Source organism: Desulfoluna butyratoxydans (assembly GCF_900699765.1).
GTDB classification, from domain to species: Bacteria; Desulfobacterota; Desulfobacteria; order Desulfobacterales; family Desulfolunaceae; genus Desulfoluna; species Desulfoluna butyratoxydans.
On the sequence record NZ_CAADHO010000016.1, the window covers coordinates 1 to 20,915 of the forward strand.

A 20,915-nucleotide genomic window follows, 5' to 3' on the forward strand; every position below is an offset into this window, starting at 1 on the left:
AAGGATATGGAACACAAAAAACACGTTTACCTTAACCCTGAAAAGGTTGTTTCTGAGGGCCTCGGATTGGTCGCGGCTTGATGTGTATAGGCGACAACTATCTTGACAGCCACCGGTATTGAAACGACCTGAATTTATGTGTTTTATAGGCTTCCGATGCTGATGCGTGGTTTTTGTAGAGGCGGTTCAGTGCCCACCTCTCAAACACAATTAGGATTGGTATCAATTTTCTCAGCATAAAACGCTGATCAGATGGCAAGAATGTCAAATATGTAGGTTCGCCCCTTTACTGCTTGAACCCGGTTGGCGAGAAAACAATTGATCAAGTAATCAAAAGGTTATGCTTCTAAGAACGCGCTGGGCTTCTTTAATAATTTCTTCCCACTGAAGATTTATATGCATTTCAGATAGTGTTTCAGGGAGTTCACCAACACGAGACTCATAAAAAGTGTTGAAAGAATCTAAAATCTGTTGTTCATCATCTGAAAAAGCCTCTTGATGTAGCTTTGACTGTGGATGATAAAGGTCATCAAACCACGTGCAAATCAATTCGGCAGGTACATTTGCAATAGGTACCTCTTTTTCATATTTAATCTGTTCTTCTTTTGAAGAAATCAAATCAAGAATTTCTTTAATGTTTTTTCGAATTGAATTCATTGTATGTGCTTGAACGCAGCGCATGTGTTGCCGCTGAACGAATCGAGGGCACTGGCGCGGAGCGCCAGCGGTCCCTTACTATTCGTTTGTTAGATCTCTGTAATTTTGAAAGATACGTTTCTATAAGGGACGGAAATTATTAATCCTGTTTTAAGGCATTGACCAGTGACAAATGATAAACTGGTTTTCGAATATGGCTCACTTGGGTTTGCAAATTCCCGGAAGACAAACTCATTATCATCATTAAACTTATCTGTTTTCCATTCTATCATGTTTGATAATCCATTATCTGACTTATCGTTTGTACCAATGAGAACTTTCGCATCATGAGGAATTACCAAAATGATCTTACTTTTGGTCTCCTCGTTGTAAAAAGCATACCGACCAAAGTCTTTATCGAGTGGGATGCAAACCAAATTGGCAAATAGAGTTTCTGTAATATCATCCCATTCATCATCTCCAGGTGATATATTGGCGACCCTTAGATTGTCCCATATCGAATCAATGGCATTTCTAAAGTTATAAAGAGCTTTGCTTATATCCATCTTGTGGCCTACCGTTTCGCTTCAGCCGCGCGAGGAACGAGCGTCAACTGGAAGCGATGGTGTACGCGCGGCATAGGCGTAACCTTATGATGTGATCCGTAAGTTAACCGGGAAGTCCTCTGTGCGTGAATTCTGTCGACTAAACAACGGTTTAGCATAAGCACTGTCCTAAGACAAGGGCTGCATCGCGAGGCTCCGTCTGGAGGAGATGGAGCGGAGTGGAATCACGAGCGTCAGCGAGAACGACCGGAGGGCGTGGTCACTCTACGGCAAATCTATGAGCCGACGAACAGAAACAGCATACAAGGCCAAGTCTCTGGATGAGTCAGCACAACATGACGAAGCCCAGGATTCGAGGAAATATGGTAAATGCTGCGGTTGTGTAGAGACAGATCACGCAATTACACCCCTCAAGGGGGTACTGAAAAGAGTCCGGGGAGACCTGATCGACATCGCGGCTGCATAGGGCAGCAGTGCCCGTCGTAGTAATACGGGGGGGCGTTCAGGAGTCAGCAGAGGTCATAGTAGGTGTGAAATAGTGTTCAATTGTTCCGCAAACGCCAATGAAACGAGCCGTGAGACACCCCGAGGTGTCGCTGGAGGATTCACCCTGCCGAAGGACCGAACATGAAGAACTACGGCGCAACCATGTGCTCGGTTGCTACAATAAATCCGACAGGAGGAGTATGGAACAGGCGCGGCGTGGGTTATCTTGAAGGGTTAAAAGTGGAAACCGTCATCTTGGTATAAGATTCGCTTTTAACACTTTTTCCTGGCTAAGGCCCGGATATCTTAGTGAACCGCCCGGTGCGGACCCGCATGCCGGGTGGTGTGTGGGATGGGGGAGAGAGACTCCAGACTACCCGATTATAATCAATCAAACTCAGCTAATATTTCTAATAATCTTATAAATAAATTAATTACATCAAGGTAAATATTTACAGCAATATCTATAGAAGTCGACCAGGAGGAATCTTTAATCGTCATCTTTTTTTCTAAGATGTTTATGTCGTAGAGAAGATATAGAGTGAAAATGATTATCCCAAAAAATGATTGATAAACTCTTATCATCCTCGCTCTAAATATAAACGTATTTAGTAGACTGATTGTAATTAATGTGCATAAAGATATAAATAAAAAATGACCTAAAAACCCGAAGTCTAAGTCAAATAAATAATTAACTGTTCCAGCAGCAAAAACCGCCATTGTTGTGCCGAATAAAGCCAGAAAGACTATATTTTGCCATTCTTGATTATATTTATCATTTGACAAAACTTCATTGTCAAATTCAATTTCTATTGCCAAATACCTCTTGTCTTTTGAATCGAAATATTCATTTTTATTTTTTTGGGAAAAAAATACAGTTTTCTTTTCATCTTCAGCTCCGAATAGTTTCGCGATAAATGACCTTTTTTCAGTTACTATTTGTTTTGATTTTATTTCTTTTGACTTTAAAAATTTTCTGAATTTATATCTATTTCCAATGTAGCCAATTGTTGGGCCTAAAGACCAACCAATGAAACCAGAAAAAATAGCTACTGAAAATAGATTTGCAGGAAATTTTTCTGCGGTCCCCATAATAACAAATATAAAAAAGAAAGACCCTGCTATTGTAAATATCGCTTCCCCCGTTGTTTCATAGGCTTTGTTAATTCTGGCGAAAAAAGATGTTATTAATAGCATCCCACTGAGTATGAAAAAGACTTTTGATAATAGAACATTCTCCATTCCTATTTCCTGTACTTAATTACTTTTTTAAAAGAATTGTTCATTTCATCATACCATTTGATTATAACGCGTGGCTAAGCGGCCCCAAAATGCAGAATGGGACGGCGGTTGAAGTTACGGAAGACGTAGCCAGCATATTAGGGGCGGCCTTGAGCCAATTGTTATGTTTTGCAAATTTCGACACATGTATCAAAGTATATCTCCGAGTATGAATCACCTGTGAAACTAAGTGTAAAGCGGCCAAACTCTTTTTGAGATTCTACATCTTCTGTAATTTCTATGCGCCAAGCATGTAAAATTGACATAAGCTCGTCAACATCACGAGAACCGTGAAACCGAAATGATCGAGTGTCTGAGCCATCAGAGATGGCTAAAGTAACATCAATTACACCATCTCGAATTGGTTTTTTGATCAAAATTTCGGTCGTCTTCCAATCTTCATTAAAGATAATATTCATATGATTTTAGAAATATAGTGCGCGATTCATACGCCGGCAGCGCATCACCAAATCCTTTGGTAAAATTAAAAACGCCGTTAAAGAACAGTGTTTAAAAAAGAGCCGTAGTAGCGCGGTCGGCTGTGAAAGCGTATGTTGAACAAAGGATTGATGTGACCTTCGGTCACGAGCAATCCTTAATGTTAAATGGTAAGCCTTCACATTGGCACCGAATTTTAAAAAACTGGATTACTTTATCATGCTCATTAGACACATCTAATGACTTTAATTTGCGCTTACCAAGCCTGTAATCAAGCATTGCAATGCATTTTATCAGGAGGCTTTTTGATGACAGTGACTCTTCAATTGAATTATTGCAATACTCTCGAAGAGCCACATAAAAACCATACTGGTTAAACTCTCCTTTGTTGGCAAGTTCTTGGTAAGCAAGCGATTGAGCTTCATATGGAATAATTTTGTCTCTTTTTACAATTTCATCTACCTGTTTATATTCTTTTGGATAGAATGATATTGTACTCATATTCCAAATTTCTTTTTTATCGAAGGTAATATAGCCACGGCCTTCCCGATCGTGGCTTTCACGGTAGCTGGTAGAGCGTAGTTCTACACGACCTTGTATCGAATCAGAGAAAAAAGCCTCAACTTTTTTCTTTAATTTACTCCATTGCATTACGTCATTGTTTCCATTTAACAATTATTGATGTGCAAAAAAGCTTCATAAAACCCCATATCATGGGTATTAGAATGCATTAGCGCTCACTAAGATGTGAAAAATCATTTTCGTGTGCAAAAAAGCGCAATAAGTGTCTATGACGCGCCATAAACTCCATAATGGCGTGTTATTGAGCAGTAATGCACAATCAAACGATAAAGCTTGTTTTATGCGCGATTATGCATCATAAAGCCGTATATTGTCGAAAAAAGAGCATTCTGTTTTTTCAACCACGTCCTCAAACACCTTTCAGTTGAGCCATACCATGAACCCAGCGTCAGCGATTCCGCCTCCGGCTCATCAAGCCAATGTTTTAAGTCATACTCCTGACATCTCAATTTTTCAATTCAAAAAGCTGGTCAATCCCTGGGAGAGGACTTTGGACAACATTCTTAAAATGCATGGCATGTCTTGTCGTATTGTACTTCTGGCAATTGCAGCCATGGATGACGTTGAAATCATCTTGAGTCGGAGGCCGTCTTATGGAAAGGGAGTGTTGCGGCGGAGATGGGAGAGCGAAGAGTTCATGCAATTGTGGTTATTATCATAAGGGGGTATGGACGATACTTCTGCTTATTTCGAAATGAATAACCATGGGATTTGTCAGTAAAAAAGTGTTGACACATGAAAAAGATGGATTTAGGGTGGGCTGTAATAACTAGTTATTACGGAGGTCATGGAATTCATGAAGCGACCCGACAGGATGTCCTACCATCCTGCCAGGCCTGACCAAAAACAACCTTCCGAGGAGGTCGTCATGGCTACACGGTTTTTTACAACACACTCACCCCCTTTTCAAGTCGTATTTTCCTCACCACGCGCAACCTTGCGCTCCCTCAACAGGCGGTACAGCTGTTTTAAATGGCCCATGAACACAGGTGGTTCTGACTGACGGGCGGGAAAACGCCCCTTCGGATTTCTGCGTGCGTTCAAACAGCATGGGCAATAGCGGTGTTGCGTCTGGTTTCCTCCTGCGTTTTGCCGAAGGTGCGTTTTCCTTTTCCTGATGTCTGAGCAGGGCCTTTTGTTTTCGGGCAGGGCGATTTTTTTCCACAAAATCTTATGAAGATATCTATGCGTGGAATCAGGATCCGTGAATAGGGATTGATCAGCTTATAGGTGACACGGAGGCTTCGTGCTGCATGGCGTGATTTTGAAGGATCGACATTTGTGGGTTCTTCTGGTGCATGGAGTGCACCCTACGGGCTGAGGGGTATTGGAGCGCTGGGTACCATCGGGGTGACTTCTTTCACTATTTCTCTTCAGGGCCGGTGGCTTGTTGTTATTTGTCGATGGGTGAAACGGTGGCTTCACATTCTATTCACTACTCCCCAATCACTACTGACTAAAAAAGGTTTCCACCATGACCTCATCAAACAGCCACTCCCCCGGCATGTTTTCCGGGTCGGAGATTTCAGAGTTGTGTGATTCCATCAAGGATATACATCGGTTGCTGCAATCTGTGGGTGACTTTATTGCGGAGCTGGAAGGGGCCGAAGATCCTGGCGGCAACGGCCTGCAACTGGATTTCAAACGGTGGGGGATTCGTACCATCACTGAAGATCTGCTGGCCCGGCAGTATGCCAAGATCGACCGCATGGCGGCCATTTACAAAGAAGAGCAGGAGAGGATGAAAGGGCGGGGGGGCAGAGTTCGGGGTGATCATGGCTTTCGAGCGTCTGAGGGGTGAGATGCTCCGCCCGTTGTGCCGTATGGCGGTAGAGCGCCGTGAATCGTTCCCAGGCAGAGCCTGGGAACGAAAGATAGCCTGACACAATTGATTGCCCCTTGTCCTGGTCTTCATCACGGGCGCAGCCCGTCAGCACATGCGAAGGGGCGAAGCCCCGGAGCATGTGCGAACCTGGGCTCCAAGGGCTCAGCCCTTGGCTGCCGGAGGTTTTTTTTATTCGGTTTCCTTCCCTCCCTCAGCTGCCGGAAGGATCTTTGCGATAATACCGAGGAGCACCAGGGCCACGAGGCCCAGGGCGGCGTAGAGGCCCCAGCCGTTGGCCTGGAAGTGTTTGATCCAGCTGCCGGACCAGGTTGTTGTCTTGGAGGCCACGGGCTGGGCCGCAACCTGGGTGGGCAGGGTTTCCATGAGCTTTGTACGGACCAGTGAGAGGTCGTAGTCCGGGGCGGGGAGGGTCGGGTGTCCGCCGTGGAGGGTGAGGGGGCCGGGCTCATAGGCAAGAAAGCAGATGGATGGAGCGGTATAGACTGCCTCGGCTGTTGTGATGGACAGGGGCTCGTTGTCGTTGTGGTCCATGAGGATGCGGATCTTGTTCTGGCCTTCGGGGAGGCGGGCCAGGGGGATCCTGAGGGTGGTTTCGCTGTCGAGGGTGTTTCTCCAGGTGACGGTCTTCCAGGTTTCCCAGCCCACCTGCCCGGGTTTGGGAAGCTGGATGGTTACGGTGCGCCTGAAGATGCCCTCGGCCGACAGGTTGAGGGCCACCCACCAGGGGGAAGGCTGGGGCAGGGTGAGGTCCCAGGTGGTCCTGTTCTGGGCTTTGTCATAGTCCGGGGCAAGGGGCAGGGGGGTCGGCACGTTTTCAGTGCGGTCCATAAAAAAGGGCACCTGGGTCTCACCTTTTGCCAAGCGGATTCCTGCACGGTTGGGGGAAAGGCTTGCTTCCATGGGAAAGGGGAGCCGGTAGTAGCCGGGAGCACTTACGGCAACGGAGGCAGCCCAGGTAAAACCCTCGTTGGTAAAGGGCCCGCCTTTGAGTTTATAGGTGTCGGTGAGGGCCTGTTTTGTGAGATCCGGGTTTGCTTTGGCCTCTGAAAAGGAGACGATCTGATAGGGGGGGCGGTTCCTGTTTCCGAGGCTTGTTAGGATCTGGGCTTCGGAGCCGGTGCCGGAAAGGGCGGTGTAGGCCCCCTCTTTGTCTGCTGAGAAGACGATCCGGGGGAGGAAAAGCTCCACGGAAAGAGCCGATGGGCTGCCGAGGTAGCGGCCCTTGGGATCCAGTTTGATGACCAGGGACTTGCCTTTCCACCTGTCTCTGATGGGCAGGGTGAGCTCATGGATCTTGTCGGAGACGTGCCTTACCGAGCCTTCAGCTATGGGCACGAAGGTGCGCTGGCCGTTGCGGATCTCTTCCCTGCCGACCAGCCAGTCGCCCAGAAACTGGGTTTCGGTTGTGAGGCGCAGGGTGTTGATATAAAGGCCGGAGCCGGGCAACAGGGCACGAAGCTCGGTGATGTCGCCGGACTCTGATACCTGGAATTTCGGTGTGACGTTCTGCTTTGCGTAGTCCGTGCCTTTGGTGACGGAAAGGGCTGTGACGCGCTCCACAGAGATCACTTTTTTATCAAAGTCACGGTCAAAGCCTTTGAAGATCAGGTCGAACTCCTGGTACGTGTCGGGCTTGATGGGGATCTCGCTCCGGGTCTGCCTGCCGGACCTTACAAGGGCTGCGTCTTTGACCAGAATGATCCAGATGTCGTTAACCCGTGCCCTGACCTCCACCTTGCCTATTATCCTCGGATTGTCCAACGTCACATGAAGGGCGTTCACCTCATGGTCCGGGGCATTGCACCGCCAGATAAATTCCCCCCTGTTGTTGAATTTTTTGCTGTAGGCCTTTAACTCGTATCGTTCCGTGGTGTCCGGCTCCCGCCAGTACAATTCAAAGGCGCGACGGTTGCCGTCCGGGCCTTCCAGGGCAAGGTCCACGGCGTTGGAACCGTTTTTTTTCATCAACTCCGGCGGCAGGACGGCTTCGGCAATACCCGGCTCGGGCACAAGGACCGAGGCCCGGTTCTCCCATATGTCGGCAGCATGGAGGGACAGGGGCGTCCCAAGAAGGGCAACGCAGAGGATAAGGGCATGAATCGGTTTCATATCAACTCCTGAGAACGAGAAAAATCTATTTAGTTTATGCCTCCGGCGGCCCTGCCGGAGGCTAAGCTTTTAAAAAAAGTTTAACAAACAGATTATAAAAAACCGTTTGAATGAATGTCGTTTTAAGGCGGGTGTGATTTGACCCGAGGAACGAGGGGCAAAACGCATCCGCTACCTGCTTTCAAGGTGGCACACCTTGCCGCCGGAGGCTTTTTTCCCTTATTTACCCATCCCCTTTGTCTTCACCGGCCAGAAATTTCTGATAGATGACGGAGACGAGGATCATGACCACGGCCAGGCCTGCAAAGGAGCCCACCCGGTAGAGGTGGCCGAGGGACCAGAGGTCCCGGGTGAATATCTTCAGGGACGTAACGCCCAGAAGGGCGATGGCGGCCCATCGGGTCTGGTTGTTCCTGGTTCTGACGCCCACGGCCAGAAGGCCAATGGCAAAGAGCATCCATCCGATGCTGTAGGCCAGCTGTTTGGGAAGGCTTCCATTGGTGAGGAAGCTGAAGGGCTCGTCTGGTCCTCCGAACACGCTTGCGATCTCGATGTTGAGGATGGCAAAGGCCGTGACGGCAAGGGCCACACCCCAGAATGCACTTGGCTCAGGCCTGGGCAGGGGCCAGGGGGTGGGGCGGGGCTTTACGGTGAGAAAGGTCAACAGGCCCAGGGCTCCGATGTAAAGGAGGGTAGGGGTGTTGGCCAGTGGCGTCATGAGACCGAAGGCCTCGCTGAACCGCAGGGGAAAGAGAAGGGCCTTGGCCAGGCCAATGATGGCCAGGACGAGACCGGCAAGGCGAAAGGGGCGATCCAGGGCTTTGGGCCAGTGGAGCATGGCCGTGCCGTAGAGGATCCACAGGGCGGCCGAGGCCACAGCGCGGTAAGGCGTCTGGCTGAAAAAGAGGGTGAAGGGCTGTCCCGTGGCCAGGCCGGTGCTTAAGGCCAGGGCCGGGAGGGCAAACCCTGCCACGAGCAGCACGGCCAGGAGCAGGTTACGGGAATAGCCGTTGAAGGCGTCCGGGGACTCCTTTTTAAAGGTGAACCAGGCCATGACCACAAGGGCCAGGCACGCAAAGATGGCCGGGTTGGCCCAGGGGCCCATGGTGGCGATGGCCTTGGGCATGAAAATGGGCAACAGGACAAGGCCGGTGCTGCCGGAGACAAAGAGAAGGAGCCCTGCAAGGCGCATGGCGATGTGAAGCCGCGGCACGCGCCAGGTGGCGGCGCCGAACCCGGCCCAGGCCAGGGCGCAGGCTGCCCAGTGGGCATAGGAGTTGTCGGGGATGAGGCTGTGGGAGGAGCCGGACCCGGAGAAGAGGTCGGCCACGGCCAGGTTGGCCAGGTAGAATCCCGTGACAAGGCTCATCCAGAGAAAGACGTTGGGCAGGTCCATGCGGCCCAGCTTGCGCTCGGGCCAGGGGCTGAGCTTGACGGCGGCTCCCAGGGCCGCGGTGCAGGCAGCCACGGAGAAAAATGCCGGGTTGAGCAAGGGCAGGACGCCCTCTGCGCTCATCCGAGGCAGGGCTGTGTAGAGGACCAGGAGCCCGGACGGGGCCAGGCCCAGGGAGACCCATCTGAGGCCCGGGTGTTCGATGCGTCTGTTGAGCCAGAGCAAAAGGGCAGACTCAAAGACCAGGGCCACCCCGAGCCATCCGTGGGGAAGCAGGAGCACGGGCAGGGCGGAGATGTAAAAGAGAAGGACCCCGCCGTGAAACGCGAGAATGCTGTTGCGGTGGGGGCTTGCCTCCAGCCGTTTTAACAGGATGGTGACGGGTCCAATTTTAAGAAGGGCAGGGACCAGGGGCAGCCAGCCCGAGAGGTCTCCGGGCCAGAGGATCTTTGCGGCATACAGGGCAAAGAGCATTTGGGCCAGCTCAAAGAGAGCGGCCGCGTGCCAGACCACGGGCCATTTCTTTTGCTGAGAGAACAGGGGAAAGGGAAGGGCCAGGGCGGCAACAAAGAGCACCGAGGACCAGGTAACGGCGGAAAAGAGAAGGGGCGCCCCCCACTGGCTGAAGACCCAGACAGACTGGGCCGCGGTCGTGGCCACAAGGGCGATGGCCCCGGTGGGCTGAAAGCCCGTCCGTCTGCACATGAACAGGCAGAGCCCCAGAAAGGCCGTAAGGGTCACCATGCCTGCGTGGGGGTAGTGGGGATGGCGCACGGCAAAGGCGGCCCCCATGAGGAGAAAGAGCCCCACGGACGGTGCTGCGGTGAGCCACTCCTCCAGTTTGAAGAAGGGGGTGGCAAAGCCCTTGGCAGGGGGAAGGTCCAGCCGGGCCAGAAGGGCGGGCATGGACCTGATCAAAAGGATCATGGCGGCCATGAGGAGGGCGCCCGCCATGAGGGCAAAGGCGAAGAACCCAAAGCCGATGAAGGAGGTGGGGACGGCAAAGAGCCAGTAGAGACCGCCACCGACAAAAAGTCCCAGGAGGAGCAGCACCTGGAGAAAGGCGCCGACAAGAAGGCTTATGGCAATACCCGCGATCTGGAGGATCAGCAGCACGGGCCAGAAGAGGGGGCCGGCAAAGGGCGTTCCCGCAAGGGCCAGGACCGTGGCCGCCACAACAGCCGTAGGAAAGAGCTTGAGCCAGCGGAGCATCATGTCGGAGTGGCCGTGGCGCAGGATGAGGGCCACGGGCCCTAAGCCTCCGGTCACACCGTAGACAAGCAGGAGAAGGGTTCCTGCCGGGGCGGTCTCGGCACCAAACCGCATGGCGACCCAGGCCAGCACCGGAAGAAAGGTGATGGCAATGCAGGGGACAACCCGGTGGTGCCATGCGTTGTTGAAAAATCCCAGGGCCAGGGCGGCAGCCGAGGTGGCGGTGAGGATGAAAAGGGGCTCCCAGCCCGGTTTGGCAAAGGTGAGGAGCAGGGCCACGGCAATGGGCGGCAAAAAGGAGAGGAACCCCGCCCACCTGGCGGACTGGTTTGTTTCGGGGTTGAGCTGTTTCGGCGCGAGAAAAAAGGCGAACAGCCCAGGAATGGCGCCCCACATCACGGCCATGGGAAAGGCAGGGCTTGAACCAAGGGTGGCAAAGGTGGCGCATCCTGCGGTGATGAGGGTGCCTGTTGCGGCCACAAAGAGAAGGGAGGGCGCGGCAAGGAACGCCGAGACCCTCTGAAGTCCCACACCCACCACGGCCAGGTAGGCAAAGAGCAGGATGAGGCTCCCCTGGCCGCTGCCCAGGAGCAGGGGGGTGACATAGGCGCCCACGGCTCCCAGAATGGCGATGGAGATGCGCCGGTAAAAAGCGGAGAGGGCAAAGGCCGCTGCCGAGATAAGGGAGAGGATCCCGAAGCCCATGGGATTGGGGATGTAGTGATAATAGAGGGTGGCTGCAAAGACCACACTGTACAGAACCCCGATGCCCCCTGACGCCAGGGTCTGCCTGAGGATATCAAACCGCAGGCTTTTGACCCGTCCCGAGGCGATGAGCAGGGCCGTGCCCGTGGCCGCGCCGATGGCCAGGCGAAGCTGGGCCGGGATGAGGTTGTTGTCGATGGAGTACTTGACGAAGAACCCGGCGGCAATGAAGAGGGCCAGCCCCCCGAGCCAGGCAAAGAGCCGGGCGCCTGCAAAGAGTTCCCAGTCCACGTTTTCCTTGAACCGCTGCCATTGAGCGGCCCAGGTGCTGCGCAGGGTGGGGCTGGGGGCAGGGGCGGGCTTGGGCGCGGCAGGTGTTGCCTGGGGCTCCCTGATGAAGAGGGCTGGCGGCGCAAGCAGGATGCGGCCCTTTTGAAAGCGCGGGCGGGCCGGTTTCTTTTTCGATGGCGCCCTTTGGGGCTCCGGTGGAAGGTCAAGGAGCATCTCGTCCAGGATCTCGTCATGGGAAGGCGCCTGTGGGGCGGCGGTCGCCCGGGGCGTCCTTACTTCATGGGCCGCTTCTGCGGCAGACAAGTCCTTCAGGGCTGTTTCAAGGGCATCGATACGCCTGGAGAGCTGCTTGTTGACGTTATTGAGCCGTGTAAACACGCAGATCGCGAGGATGGCTAAGAGCAGGAAATACATGGGACACCGAAGTAGCAGACGTTAAACATGCGCGCCGGAATGATGGGCATGGGGTGAACCGGGCGCATGCAGTGCAAGTGTGTGAGTTACGGAGGCCGACACAAACGTGTGTGACAGATAAAATCGGCGTGGTGGCACAGACCGGGCAGATGGGCAGGTGCTGCCGGGCGTTATCACGTGGGCGTGTTCCCGGTGCTGCGACACATGGTTTGTCACTTTATGGGGTTATCAGGAACATTGCAAGATCAAAGGGATGGGCGGTTGAGGCGGGGTTGCCTATGAACGGCTTGTCAACGGGATGTCACGGCAAGCGACGCCGGAACGGACAGGGAACACTGTGCGGGGCGCCGCCTGCCCGGCAGCGCGGGGCTGTGTCGGGCAGGGCGGATAATAGCCATGTAAATTCAAAATGTCACGGCGATTTCATACACACCGTCGCTCATGGTCACCTTGCAGCTCTCTCCGAGCTTTTTGAAGACGGCGAGCATCTGGCGGTTGGAGCTGAGTACATCGGCGGTAAAGCCTTTAAGTCCCCTTTTTTTTGCGATGTCCGTGAGCATGTCCAGCATGCCGGTGGCAATGCCCATGTTCTGGAAGGCTTCGTCCACAACAAAGGCCACCTCGGCGTACCCCTCCTTCCTTCCCTTGACGAACCGGCCTTCGGCCACCAGGCGCTCCTTGTCGGCCCGGCCCGTAACGCCCACGATGGCCATGGTGTCGGTGTAGTCGATGTTGACGTACTCCTGCATCCTGGCGTGGGGCATGGCCGTTACCGGGGTGAAGTAACGGTAATAGACGGCGGTGTCCGAGAACCGGTAGAAGAGTTTTCTCATGCCCTCTTCGTCGGAGGGGCGGATGGGGCGGAAGTGGATCACCTTGCCCCCCTTGAAGGTCCGGGTGCGGTGGATCTCCGAGGGATAGGAGTGGGCGGAGTCTTCCAGGAAGATCTGGTCCGGGTAGAGGATGTGGCTCTCCCGGGCGGCGGCCACCAGGGCGGCGCGGTCGTCGGGATGGGCGATCTCGATGAGGGCCTGGGCCCGTTCCCGCACGGTGCGCCCTTTAAGGCTGGCCACCCCGTATTCGGTGATGACCAGGTCCACGGACTCATGGAGGGAGAACTGGTTGGGGTAGTTGTCCACGCTGCAGGTGACGTTGGGCTTGCCCTCCAGGTTTCGGCTGGACAGGGCAAAGATGGTGCATCCGCCCCGGGAGATCTCGGCGCCGTTGAAAAAGTCGATGACCTCCGAGGGGCCGGTGGCCACGTTGCCTTTGCCGGTGTGCAGGGCAAAGCGGCCTTTTAAGTCCACCTTCCGGGCGTGGACGATGGTGACCACCGAGGGGTTCTTGCCGATCTGCATGGGGCTGAAGACCCGGTTGATGGCCTGGAACTCCACCATGGGGTTGCCGTCGAGCCACTTTAAAAGCTCTTTGGACCCCAGGGCGTAGGAGGTCAGGGATTTTCCCTGGTAGATTTTTTTGTTCCGGTTGGTCACAGCCCCGCTGTTGATGAGGTCCATGAGGGCATCGGTGACAAAGGGGCTGTGGATGCCCAGGTTCTTTTTGCCCCGCAGGTGGCGGGGAAGGGCCTCGAAGAGGGGGCCGATGGAGTAGGAGATGCAGCTGCCGTCTTCGATGACCGAGGCCACCTTCTGGGCCACCACGTCAAAGACCTTGTCCACGGGCCAGCGGTCAAAGGTGAAGGGCGGGTCGTCGGAGAGGACAAAACAGTCGAAATCCGAGATGGGCACAAAGGTGTCCCCGAAGGTGCGGGGGACGTTTTCATTGATCTCGCCGATGACCACGGTGGCCTTGTCGATGGCCTGCCGGGCCACGTCTACGGCGGTGCCCAGGCTGCAATAACCCGAGTCGTTGGGCGGGGAGACCTGGATCATGGCCACGTGGACGTCGATGTGGTCCGAGGCAAAAAGGTTGGGGATTTCAGAATAGCGGCTGGGGATGTAGTCCACATGGCCCTTGGAGATGGCGTCGTCGGCCACCCATCCGGAGAAGAAGGTCTTCAGGCGAAAGCGGTCTGCCGAAAAATTCTTGGAGTTGACGGCATCGCCGAAGCTGATGATCTGGATCAGCTCCAGATCCTGGATGTTCGGCGCTGCAGAGGCCAGGAGGGCCCGGACCATGGTGCGGGGTTCGGCCGCACCGGTGCCGATAAAGATACTCATCCCGGGTTCGAGCTCTTCTAAGGCCACTTCCGGGGTCACGATCATCTCTTGAAGCACTGTGGAGTAGTCTCGTACCATGGGCAACGTGTCTCACTGGGAAGGGAAGGGCAACCAGCCGACACCCCGGTGACGGGGGCGGTTATCGAACGGTGACGTCCGTTTCGCCACCGTTCGGGTGATCATTGTTTTATTAAGGTAGTCGTTGCCGAGGGGAAAAGGAAGCAAAAAGTGTGGGGAAAGGGGATATTCCGTTTGACGGGTGGTGTCCCGGGACTCCGTCGGGCCGTGGGTCGAAGGATCAGGCCTGGAGGGGGTGACTGCGCTTTCGGTCGGCGGCCAGCTCTTCCAGGCGGGCCTCTACCCAGGCCCGGAGCTTGCGGGTTTTATCGAAGTTTTCCGAATGATAGTTCAGGACCCACCAGAGCTTGTTCAGGGCCTGGGGATCGGACTCAAAGTGGCTGATGGTCTCCTTGAGAGACTGGTAGCGCTTGGGGTGCCGGGAGAGTTCCTCATAAAGATCCCGGCAGGACCGGATGGTGTGGGGCGGGAGCTTGAATGAGGCGATGGCTGATTTGCTGATCATGGGGCCTCCGAAAACGTCAAAGGGTGATCCCGCGCCAAAAGGGCCTGAAAGGCCCTGGGGTGCGCCTGTGGCGCGGGAGATCCGTCTTGTTCATCTGAAGACACGGGAAAAACTCAGTGCATGGCTGAATTGTATGTCTGGGGTAGTCGGGATGTCTATAGGGGAGATTCCCGATTTTCAGATCGGTTTCCCGGGTCGATCGGGGGATGATCACGGGGTGTGGTTCAGGGCCTCGGTGGGGATCTCCAGGACCAGGCGGAAGCCGATGTATCCGCCTTTGTCCCCGGCGTTGTCGCTGTTGCGGTGGGCACCCCGGATGCTGTCGATGCCGTGGAACCAGCTGCCGCCCCGGCTGACGCGGAAGTCTCCCCGCACGGGCCCCTTGGGGTTGCGGGCCATGGGAAGTTCGGGGTAGGGGCCGTACCAGTCGCTGCACCACTCCGAGACGTTGCCGTTCATGTCGTAGATGTTCCACAGGTTGGACCGTCTGGTGGCCACCTTGTGGGGGGCGTCCCCTGAGTTGGAGCGGAACCAGGCATAGGCTCCGGCGTCTCCGCCGGGCTGGTCCCAGGGGTCTGTGGAACCTGTGCGGGCGGTGTACTCCCATTCGGCTTCCGTGGGAAGGCGGAAGCGGCCCTTGCCTTTATACCGGGCGTTGAGCCGGGTGATAAAGCGCTGGGCGTCCTGCCAGTAGATGTTCTCCACCGGGCAGTCCCCGCCGCAGTAGGGAAAGGCCGAGGGGTTCTCGCCCATGACGGTCTCCCACTGGGCCTGGGTGACCTCGGTGGTCTGCATGTAAAAGGGGCGTGTGAGCCGGACCTTGTGGAGCCGTTCGTCCGGGAGGCGGCCCGGGGTGTCCTTGGGGCTGCCCATGGTAAAGGTACGCGGAGAAATAAAGACAAAGCGCATGCCGGGCAGGGGACCTTCCACCGAGTTGCTCAGGGCCAGGAGCACCCGGGCTGCGGGGAGCTCGTCCGATCGGATGCGGGCAAGGCGTTTCACCTCGTCAAAGGGCTCAGCGGTGTCCACGGGAAAGCGCATCAGGGGGACATTGTCCGGCCCGGTAACCATAAAGGCGGTGAGGTTCAGCTCAATGCCGTCGTTTTCTGCAGGGACGGGGGTGTAGTAGGGGAACACCTTGAGGTCGTGGCGGAGGCGCCAGATGGTTTCGGCGCGGTCACGGTCCGGGTAGGTCCAGGTGTCCCGGTAGAGGGTGCCGTTGTGGTTGATGGTGACGGGAAAACGAAAGGTGTCGGCGTCGGGGCGCTGCACCGTGATGGTGGCGGAGTCCCGGGAGACGATGCACCCTTTCTCCTGGAGCAGGTCGATGGTTTCGGCCAGGGGGGCCAGGCGGGTGAGCTGGGATTCGAGCCAGTCGACCTCCACCTCGGCCACCTGGATGCGCAGAACACCCCGCTGCTCCATGTCGGCCAGGGTGTCGTGGTTGGCGGTGCGTACCTTGTCGAGCTTCTTGCGGTAACTGGCCAGGCGCTCCTTATATTCTTCGGTGGTCTCGAACATGCCCCTGGGTTTGGGGGGCTTCGGGCTCTCCAGTCTGAGGCTGTTGAGCTTCAGGTAATAGGCGCGCTCAATCTCCTGGAGCCGGGCACGGCGTGTCTCGTCAAGGGCGCGGTTCAGGTCCCGGTATCGCGTCAGGGCTTCGGTGAGGTCGGGCAGGACCCGGGAGCTGACATCGGGCAGTTCGGCGGCGAAGCAGGGGGTGACCAGCAGGAATACGGCGATAAGCGGCAGGATCAATCGGGGCATGGCAAGACTAACTCTTCTGGCTGACGGTATGTTGGTGACGGATGCGCCGGAGAAAGGCCATGACATCGTCGATGAGGGGGCCCTCCGGGGTCTTTGCCGCAGTGGTGATGCCCAGGGCGTACCCGCCCACGGGAATGACAATAAGCGAGGTCTCCGGCCCTCGGATGGAGACGCTTGCCGGAGGGGCGAAGGTCGTCTCCTCGGTAACCCGGGCACTCTCCCCTGCAAACCGGGCCAGATCCTCGCAGAAGGCGTCGCTATGGGCGGTGTTGCCCGCCATGCGGCGGCCGTCGGCGGAGACCAGGCAATAGGAGTCCACACCCTGTATCCGGGCGATTTTGATAAAGTCCAGTATGGTGGTCATGGTGTCCGGTTCCCTTTAGCCGGTTTTTCGCCGGAAGTGAAGATCTCTTTAGCTTTTTCGGCAAAAACCCGCCGCTGGCCCGGATCGGTGATGCCCTTGGCCAGAATGGCGGCAAAACGGGGCAATCCCTTAAGGTCCGGGTCCTCCCGGTCGATCCATGTGTTGAGGGCCCCGTGGAAGGGGGCCTGGGGCGGGGCGCCTGTCACCCGCTCCAGAAGCTTCATCAGGGGCAGGAGCCAGGGGCTCATGGGGCCTGCGATGAGGGCTTCGGGGGTGATGATGGACAGTGTCTCCTCCTCGAGCATCTCGGGGCTTTTGGGCAGGCTGCGGGTAGCTTCCTGGAGGGCGTCGATGGGGGCTGTTCCGCATTCGGGCTGGTGGTGTACAGCCAGGACCCAGGAGAGGGGCAGCGGTCGCAGGGTGAGTCCGGTGTCCCCCAGGGAGAGGTGGACCTCATGTCCTCCGGGGAGGAGCCGTACAGCCTCGTGGTACAACCGGTTGAGGTCTGGCAGGGGGCAGGAAGGCGCCTGATTTGTGCCACCGGACCGGGAGTGGTCCACGGTTTCGTCGGGGGTGATGACAAAGAGGCTCAGGAGGGCCGGATGTTTGCTGAAGATGGCGTTGATTGTGTCCATAATGTCCGGATCGGCCAGGGCCGCGGCGGGGTCGGGGTACAGTCGTCGGATCAGGAGAGGGGAATGTTTCCAATTTCCATCAACGGTAAACTGCAGGGGTATCCGCCCGGGAACCTCTGAGTTGAAAGCGTAAGAATGGTTGATAGCCACTCGAAAGTGTATTATCTCAAATCATCGTGAAACAGCCGTCGGCGGGCGAAAAGACGCCTGCCGGGGGCTTTTTGTTCTTTAAATATTAAATCGGCCGTCGGTTTTGCCGATGAAGGTAGTATATATGAACGCCAGGAACGAGTCAAACGAGTGATTACATGGTGGAAGGGGCACCGACGGTCAGGTCCGCGTCGGTCATGCCGCAGAAGGAGGGATGCAGATGGATCAGTTTGATGTGAGGCTGATACCGCCCCTGTTGTCTGTCTATTTTGGGGTGTGTCTCTCTTTGTTTTCACTGTTCAGGAGCCGGTTGAAAAAAGAGACCGTTCTTTTTACCATCCTGTTTTTACTGGCGTCTGTAAGGCCGATCCAATATCTCCTCCAGCACGTCGTTTCGGACACCGGGCTGCTGCTCCTCATGGAGAGGTGCATCCTGATGGCCTATGCCCTCATGCCCTATGTGGGGGTTCTTTTTTTCCATCGCATTCTCAAGGTACGCAAGCCCCTGCTGGAATATGGGGTGTGCGCACTCAGCACCCTCATGGCCTTGGCCTGCCTCGGCCCGTGGTTCCTTTCCGGGCTCCACACCCACCCCTGGGGCGTCATCGGCAAGGCCGGGCCCTTTTTCCCTGTGTATGTGGCCTATGGCGTGGTCTCCTTCGGGTACACCCTGTTCTGCATCATCTCGGTGATGAGGGGACGGCAGGACCTTGATACGCGCCGAAAGCAGCACTACCTGTTCGCCGCCCTTGTGGGGGGACCGAGCCTGATCCTGGTGACGGCCTTCTCTTTTACCGGCAGCCCCACCTACCCCGCCTCCAATTTCATGTTCGTGCCCATGGGGGTGATGGCCTACGGAGTGCTCCGCCATCGCATCCAGGATATCTTCAGCGTGGCCCGGTTTCTGTTGTACCGGGTGGTCTATGCCCTGGTGTTTCTTCTTCCCAATCTGTTTGTCTTTGTGTTGCTCAAGCCCCTGCTGTACAGCGGTGAGATGGTTCCCCTGGCCCCTGCACTGCTCTGCTGGTATGCGGCCAACCACCTGGCGGTTACCAGGCTGCACCCCAAGGTGAGCAGGCGGTTCAATCGCTACAGGCATCACCTGAAGACCGTGGAGAGCAAGTTTGCCCGTGACCTCCTGATATTGCGGGACACCCGGAGTCTGGTGGCCGAGTTCGGAGAGCTGGTGCGGTCCACCCTTCAGTTCCGGTCCATCCGGTTTTTCTTTGCCCCTGTGGAAGATCCGGGGCGGCTCATGGACATGGACGGGGAGGAGATCTTTCTGGATGAGGCCACCACGGCCTTTCTTGTGGCCGAGGACTGCCTCATCGACCACTACTTTCTGAACAACGAGATCCTTATGCCCGACGAAGGGGTGCGCGCCGATGTGGAGGCGTTGTTTCATGCCTGCAACGGGATGTGCACGGTGCCTCTGGTCCAGTACGATCAGCTCATCGGGCTGGTGGTGTTTTCCGACAAGCAGGGGAGCGCGCCCGTAACCCCTGTGGAGATTGAGTTCCTGGAGAAGGTGAGCCGGTACCTCTCCATTGCCCTGTACAACTCCCGGGTATACCAGGCCGTCACCTCGGTGAAGGACCAGCTGGAGCTCAGGCGCCGGGAGCTGTCCCGGGAGATCCTGGAGCGCCGCAGAGCCGAGGAGAGCCTCCGGCGAAGCGAGAAGCACTACAGGCTCTTGTCCGACAACATTCTCGACACCCTGGTGGTGGTGGAGGTGGAACGGGAAACCATTCAGTACGCCAGCCCCTCCTGCCTCAAGATCAGCGGGTACACCCCCAAGGAGGTTGTGGGGGCGCGTTTCAGGGATTTTCTGACCAAAAGTTCCGGCCGGGAGCTGGCCCGGGTGATTCCTCCCCCGGAGGAGGGGGCGGCTTTTCTGGTGGAGCTGGAGCACCGTCGAAAGGACGGTGAACTTGCCTGGGTGGAGGTGTCCGGCCACTTTATCGCCGCCGGAAACGGGCGCATGGAGGTGGTGGGCCTTGCCCGGGACATCTCCGAGCGCCGGGTGGCGGAGATGGAAAAAGAGGAGCTGAGCCAGAAGCTTCGGCAGGCCCAGAAGATGGAATCCATCGGGGTGCTGGCCGGGGGCATTGCCCACGACTTCAACAACATTCTCATGGCCATTTTGGGATACGCCCAGCTCGGGGCCATGTACCTGGGGGAGGCCGACGGAAAGGCCCCGGAGGTGGTGGCACAGATCGAAACCGCGGGGGTCCGGGCCAAGGAGCTGGTCTCCCAGATCCTGGCCTTCAGCCGTCAGGACGAACAGGCCCGCAAGGCCGTGGACCTGGTGGAGATCACCCGGGAATCCCTTTCCCTCATGCGGCCCGTGGTTCCCGACGGGGTCTCCATCGAAGCCGATTTTCCGGACACGCCCATGATGGTGGTGGCCGACCCCGTGCAGATTCACCAGATCGTGGTCAACCTGTTTACCAACGCCTCCCATGCCATGGAAGAGGCGGCCGGGGCGATCCGCGTGTCCGTGAGTCAGACCTCCCTGGACGCGGGGGAGGCGCGGCGTTACGGGCTGGAACCCGGCGCCTTCGTGCTTCTGCGTGTTTCGGACCCCGGGGGCGGCATGGATGACGAAGTGCGGGCCCGGATTTTTGAACCCTATTTCACCACCAAGGAGCCGGACAAAGGCACGGGCATGGGCCTGGCGGTTGTCCAGGGCATTATCCTGAGCCACAACGGGGCCGTGGTGGTGGACTCCGGCAAAGGGCGCGGGACCACCGTGGATGTATACCTTCCCAGGGCCGAAGGGGGGACCGACGTGGCCCTCCTCAGCGGGGACCCGGGGGACGTGTGCCGGGGCCGGGTGCTTTTTGTGGACGATGAGTCCATGCTGGTGGCCCTGGCTGATGAAGCCCTGGTCCGCATGGGCTTTGACGTGGTGGCTCTGGAGGACCCGGTGGAGGCTCTGGACCGTTTTGCCGAGGATCCCATGGGGTTTGACGTGGTGGTGACGGACATGACCATGCCCCGGATGTCCGGGCTGAAGCTGGCCGAAAGCGTGCGGGCCCACAATGCCGGGGTGCCGGTGATTCTCTGCACCGGATTCAGCAACGAACTGGTGGGCAGGCGCCACGAGGAGATGGGGGTGTCGGCGGTGCTGTTCAAGCCGGTGCCCATGAAGGAGCTGGCAGAGGCCATCCACGCGGTCCGCGTGGGCCAACATGCCGCGGAGAGGGAGCCGTCTGAGTATCTTCAGGCAGGGACGGTGCCGGAGTCGGCATTGCAACAGGCAGGACGATGATGA

13 protein-coding genes are annotated in these 20,915 nt (G+C 56.4%); 2 read left to right on the plus strand and 11 right to left on the minus strand.

Features of this window, described 5'->3' with window-relative positions; all coding sequences use genetic code 11:
* Positions 1-330: 330 nt before the first annotated feature.
* The 4 genes from MSL71_RS25215 to MSL71_RS25230 all read right to left on the minus strand — a co-directional run bounded on the left by MSL71_RS25215 (position 331) and on the right by MSL71_RS25230 (position 4,058).
* Positions 331-657, minus strand: a complete 327-nt coding sequence (locus tag MSL71_RS25215; protein WP_180146916.1) for a hypothetical protein — start codon at positions 655-657, stop codon at positions 331-333.
* 89 nt (positions 658-746) lie between these two features.
* Positions 747-1,202, minus strand: coding sequence for a hypothetical protein (locus MSL71_RS25220; RefSeq protein ID WP_180146919.1), 456 nt, complete (start codon positions 1,200-1,202; stop codon positions 747-749).
* A gap of 873 nt (positions 1,203-2,075) precedes the next feature.
* Positions 2,076-2,930, minus strand: coding sequence for a Bax inhibitor-1 family protein (locus tag MSL71_RS25225; RefSeq protein WP_180146921.1), 855 nt, complete (start codon positions 2,928-2,930; stop codon positions 2,076-2,078).
* Between the two features lie 621 nt (positions 2,931-3,551).
* A complete protein-coding gene (locus tag MSL71_RS25230; protein ID WP_180146924.1) occupies positions 3,552-4,058 on the minus strand; it encodes an SF0329 family protein in 507 nt (168 codons plus the stop codon).
* Between the two features lie 1,405 nt (positions 4,059-5,463).
* Between MSL71_RS25230 and MSL71_RS25235 the strand changes: the two genes are divergently transcribed.
* Complete coding sequence (locus MSL71_RS25235) at positions 5,464-5,790, plus strand: hypothetical protein (protein WP_180146928.1); 327 nt, start codon at positions 5,464-5,466, stop codon at positions 5,788-5,790.
* 213 nt (positions 5,791-6,003) lie between these two features.
* Here MSL71_RS25235 and MSL71_RS25240 read toward each other — a convergent pair whose 3' ends face one another.
* The 7 genes from MSL71_RS25240 to MSL71_RS25270 form a co-directional block, all read right to left on the minus strand.
* On the minus strand, positions 6,004-7,944 hold the full coding sequence (locus MSL71_RS25240; RefSeq protein WP_180146930.1) for a hypothetical protein: 1,941 nt from the start codon (positions 7,942-7,944) through the stop codon (positions 6,004-6,006).
* A gap of 223 nt (positions 7,945-8,167) precedes the next feature.
* Complete coding sequence (locus MSL71_RS25245; protein WP_180146933.1) at positions 8,168-11,959, minus strand: DUF2339 domain-containing protein; 3,792 nt, start codon at positions 11,957-11,959, stop codon at positions 8,168-8,170.
* 404 nt (positions 11,960-12,363) lie between these two features.
* Positions 12,364-14,217, minus strand: a complete 1,854-nt coding sequence (locus tag MSL71_RS25250) for a bifunctional acetyl-CoA hydrolase/transferase family protein/GNAT family N-acetyltransferase (protein ID WP_180146936.1) — start codon at positions 14,215-14,217, stop codon at positions 12,364-12,366.
* A gap of 220 nt (positions 14,218-14,437) precedes the next feature.
* Complete coding sequence (locus MSL71_RS25255; RefSeq protein WP_180146939.1) at positions 14,438-14,722, minus strand: hypothetical protein; 285 nt, start codon at positions 14,720-14,722, stop codon at positions 14,438-14,440.
* Positions 14,723-14,932: 210 nt separating this feature from the next.
* Complete coding sequence (locus MSL71_RS25260; RefSeq protein ID WP_180146942.1) at positions 14,933-16,489, minus strand: formylglycine-generating enzyme family protein; 1,557 nt, start codon at positions 16,487-16,489, stop codon at positions 14,933-14,935.
* 7 nt (positions 16,490-16,496) lie between these two features.
* Positions 16,497-16,853, minus strand: a complete 357-nt coding sequence (locus tag MSL71_RS25265) for a roadblock/LC7 domain-containing protein (RefSeq protein WP_180146945.1) — start codon at positions 16,851-16,853, stop codon at positions 16,497-16,499.
* A complete protein-coding gene (locus MSL71_RS25270; RefSeq protein ID WP_180146948.1) occupies positions 16,850-17,488 on the minus strand; it encodes a hypothetical protein in 639 nt (212 codons plus the stop codon). The genes MSL71_RS25265 and MSL71_RS25270 overlap by 4 nt, the downstream gene beginning before the upstream one ends.
* A 370-nt stretch (positions 17,489-17,858) precedes the next feature.
* Between MSL71_RS25270 and MSL71_RS25275 the strand changes: the two genes are divergently transcribed.
* The gene (locus tag MSL71_RS25275; protein ID WP_180146950.1) at positions 17,859-20,912 is read left to right on the plus strand and encodes an ATP-binding protein; all 3,054 of its coding nucleotides are present in this window, start codon (positions 17,859-17,861) and stop codon (positions 20,910-20,912) included.
* The last annotated feature ends 3 nt before the right edge of the window (positions 20,913-20,915 follow it).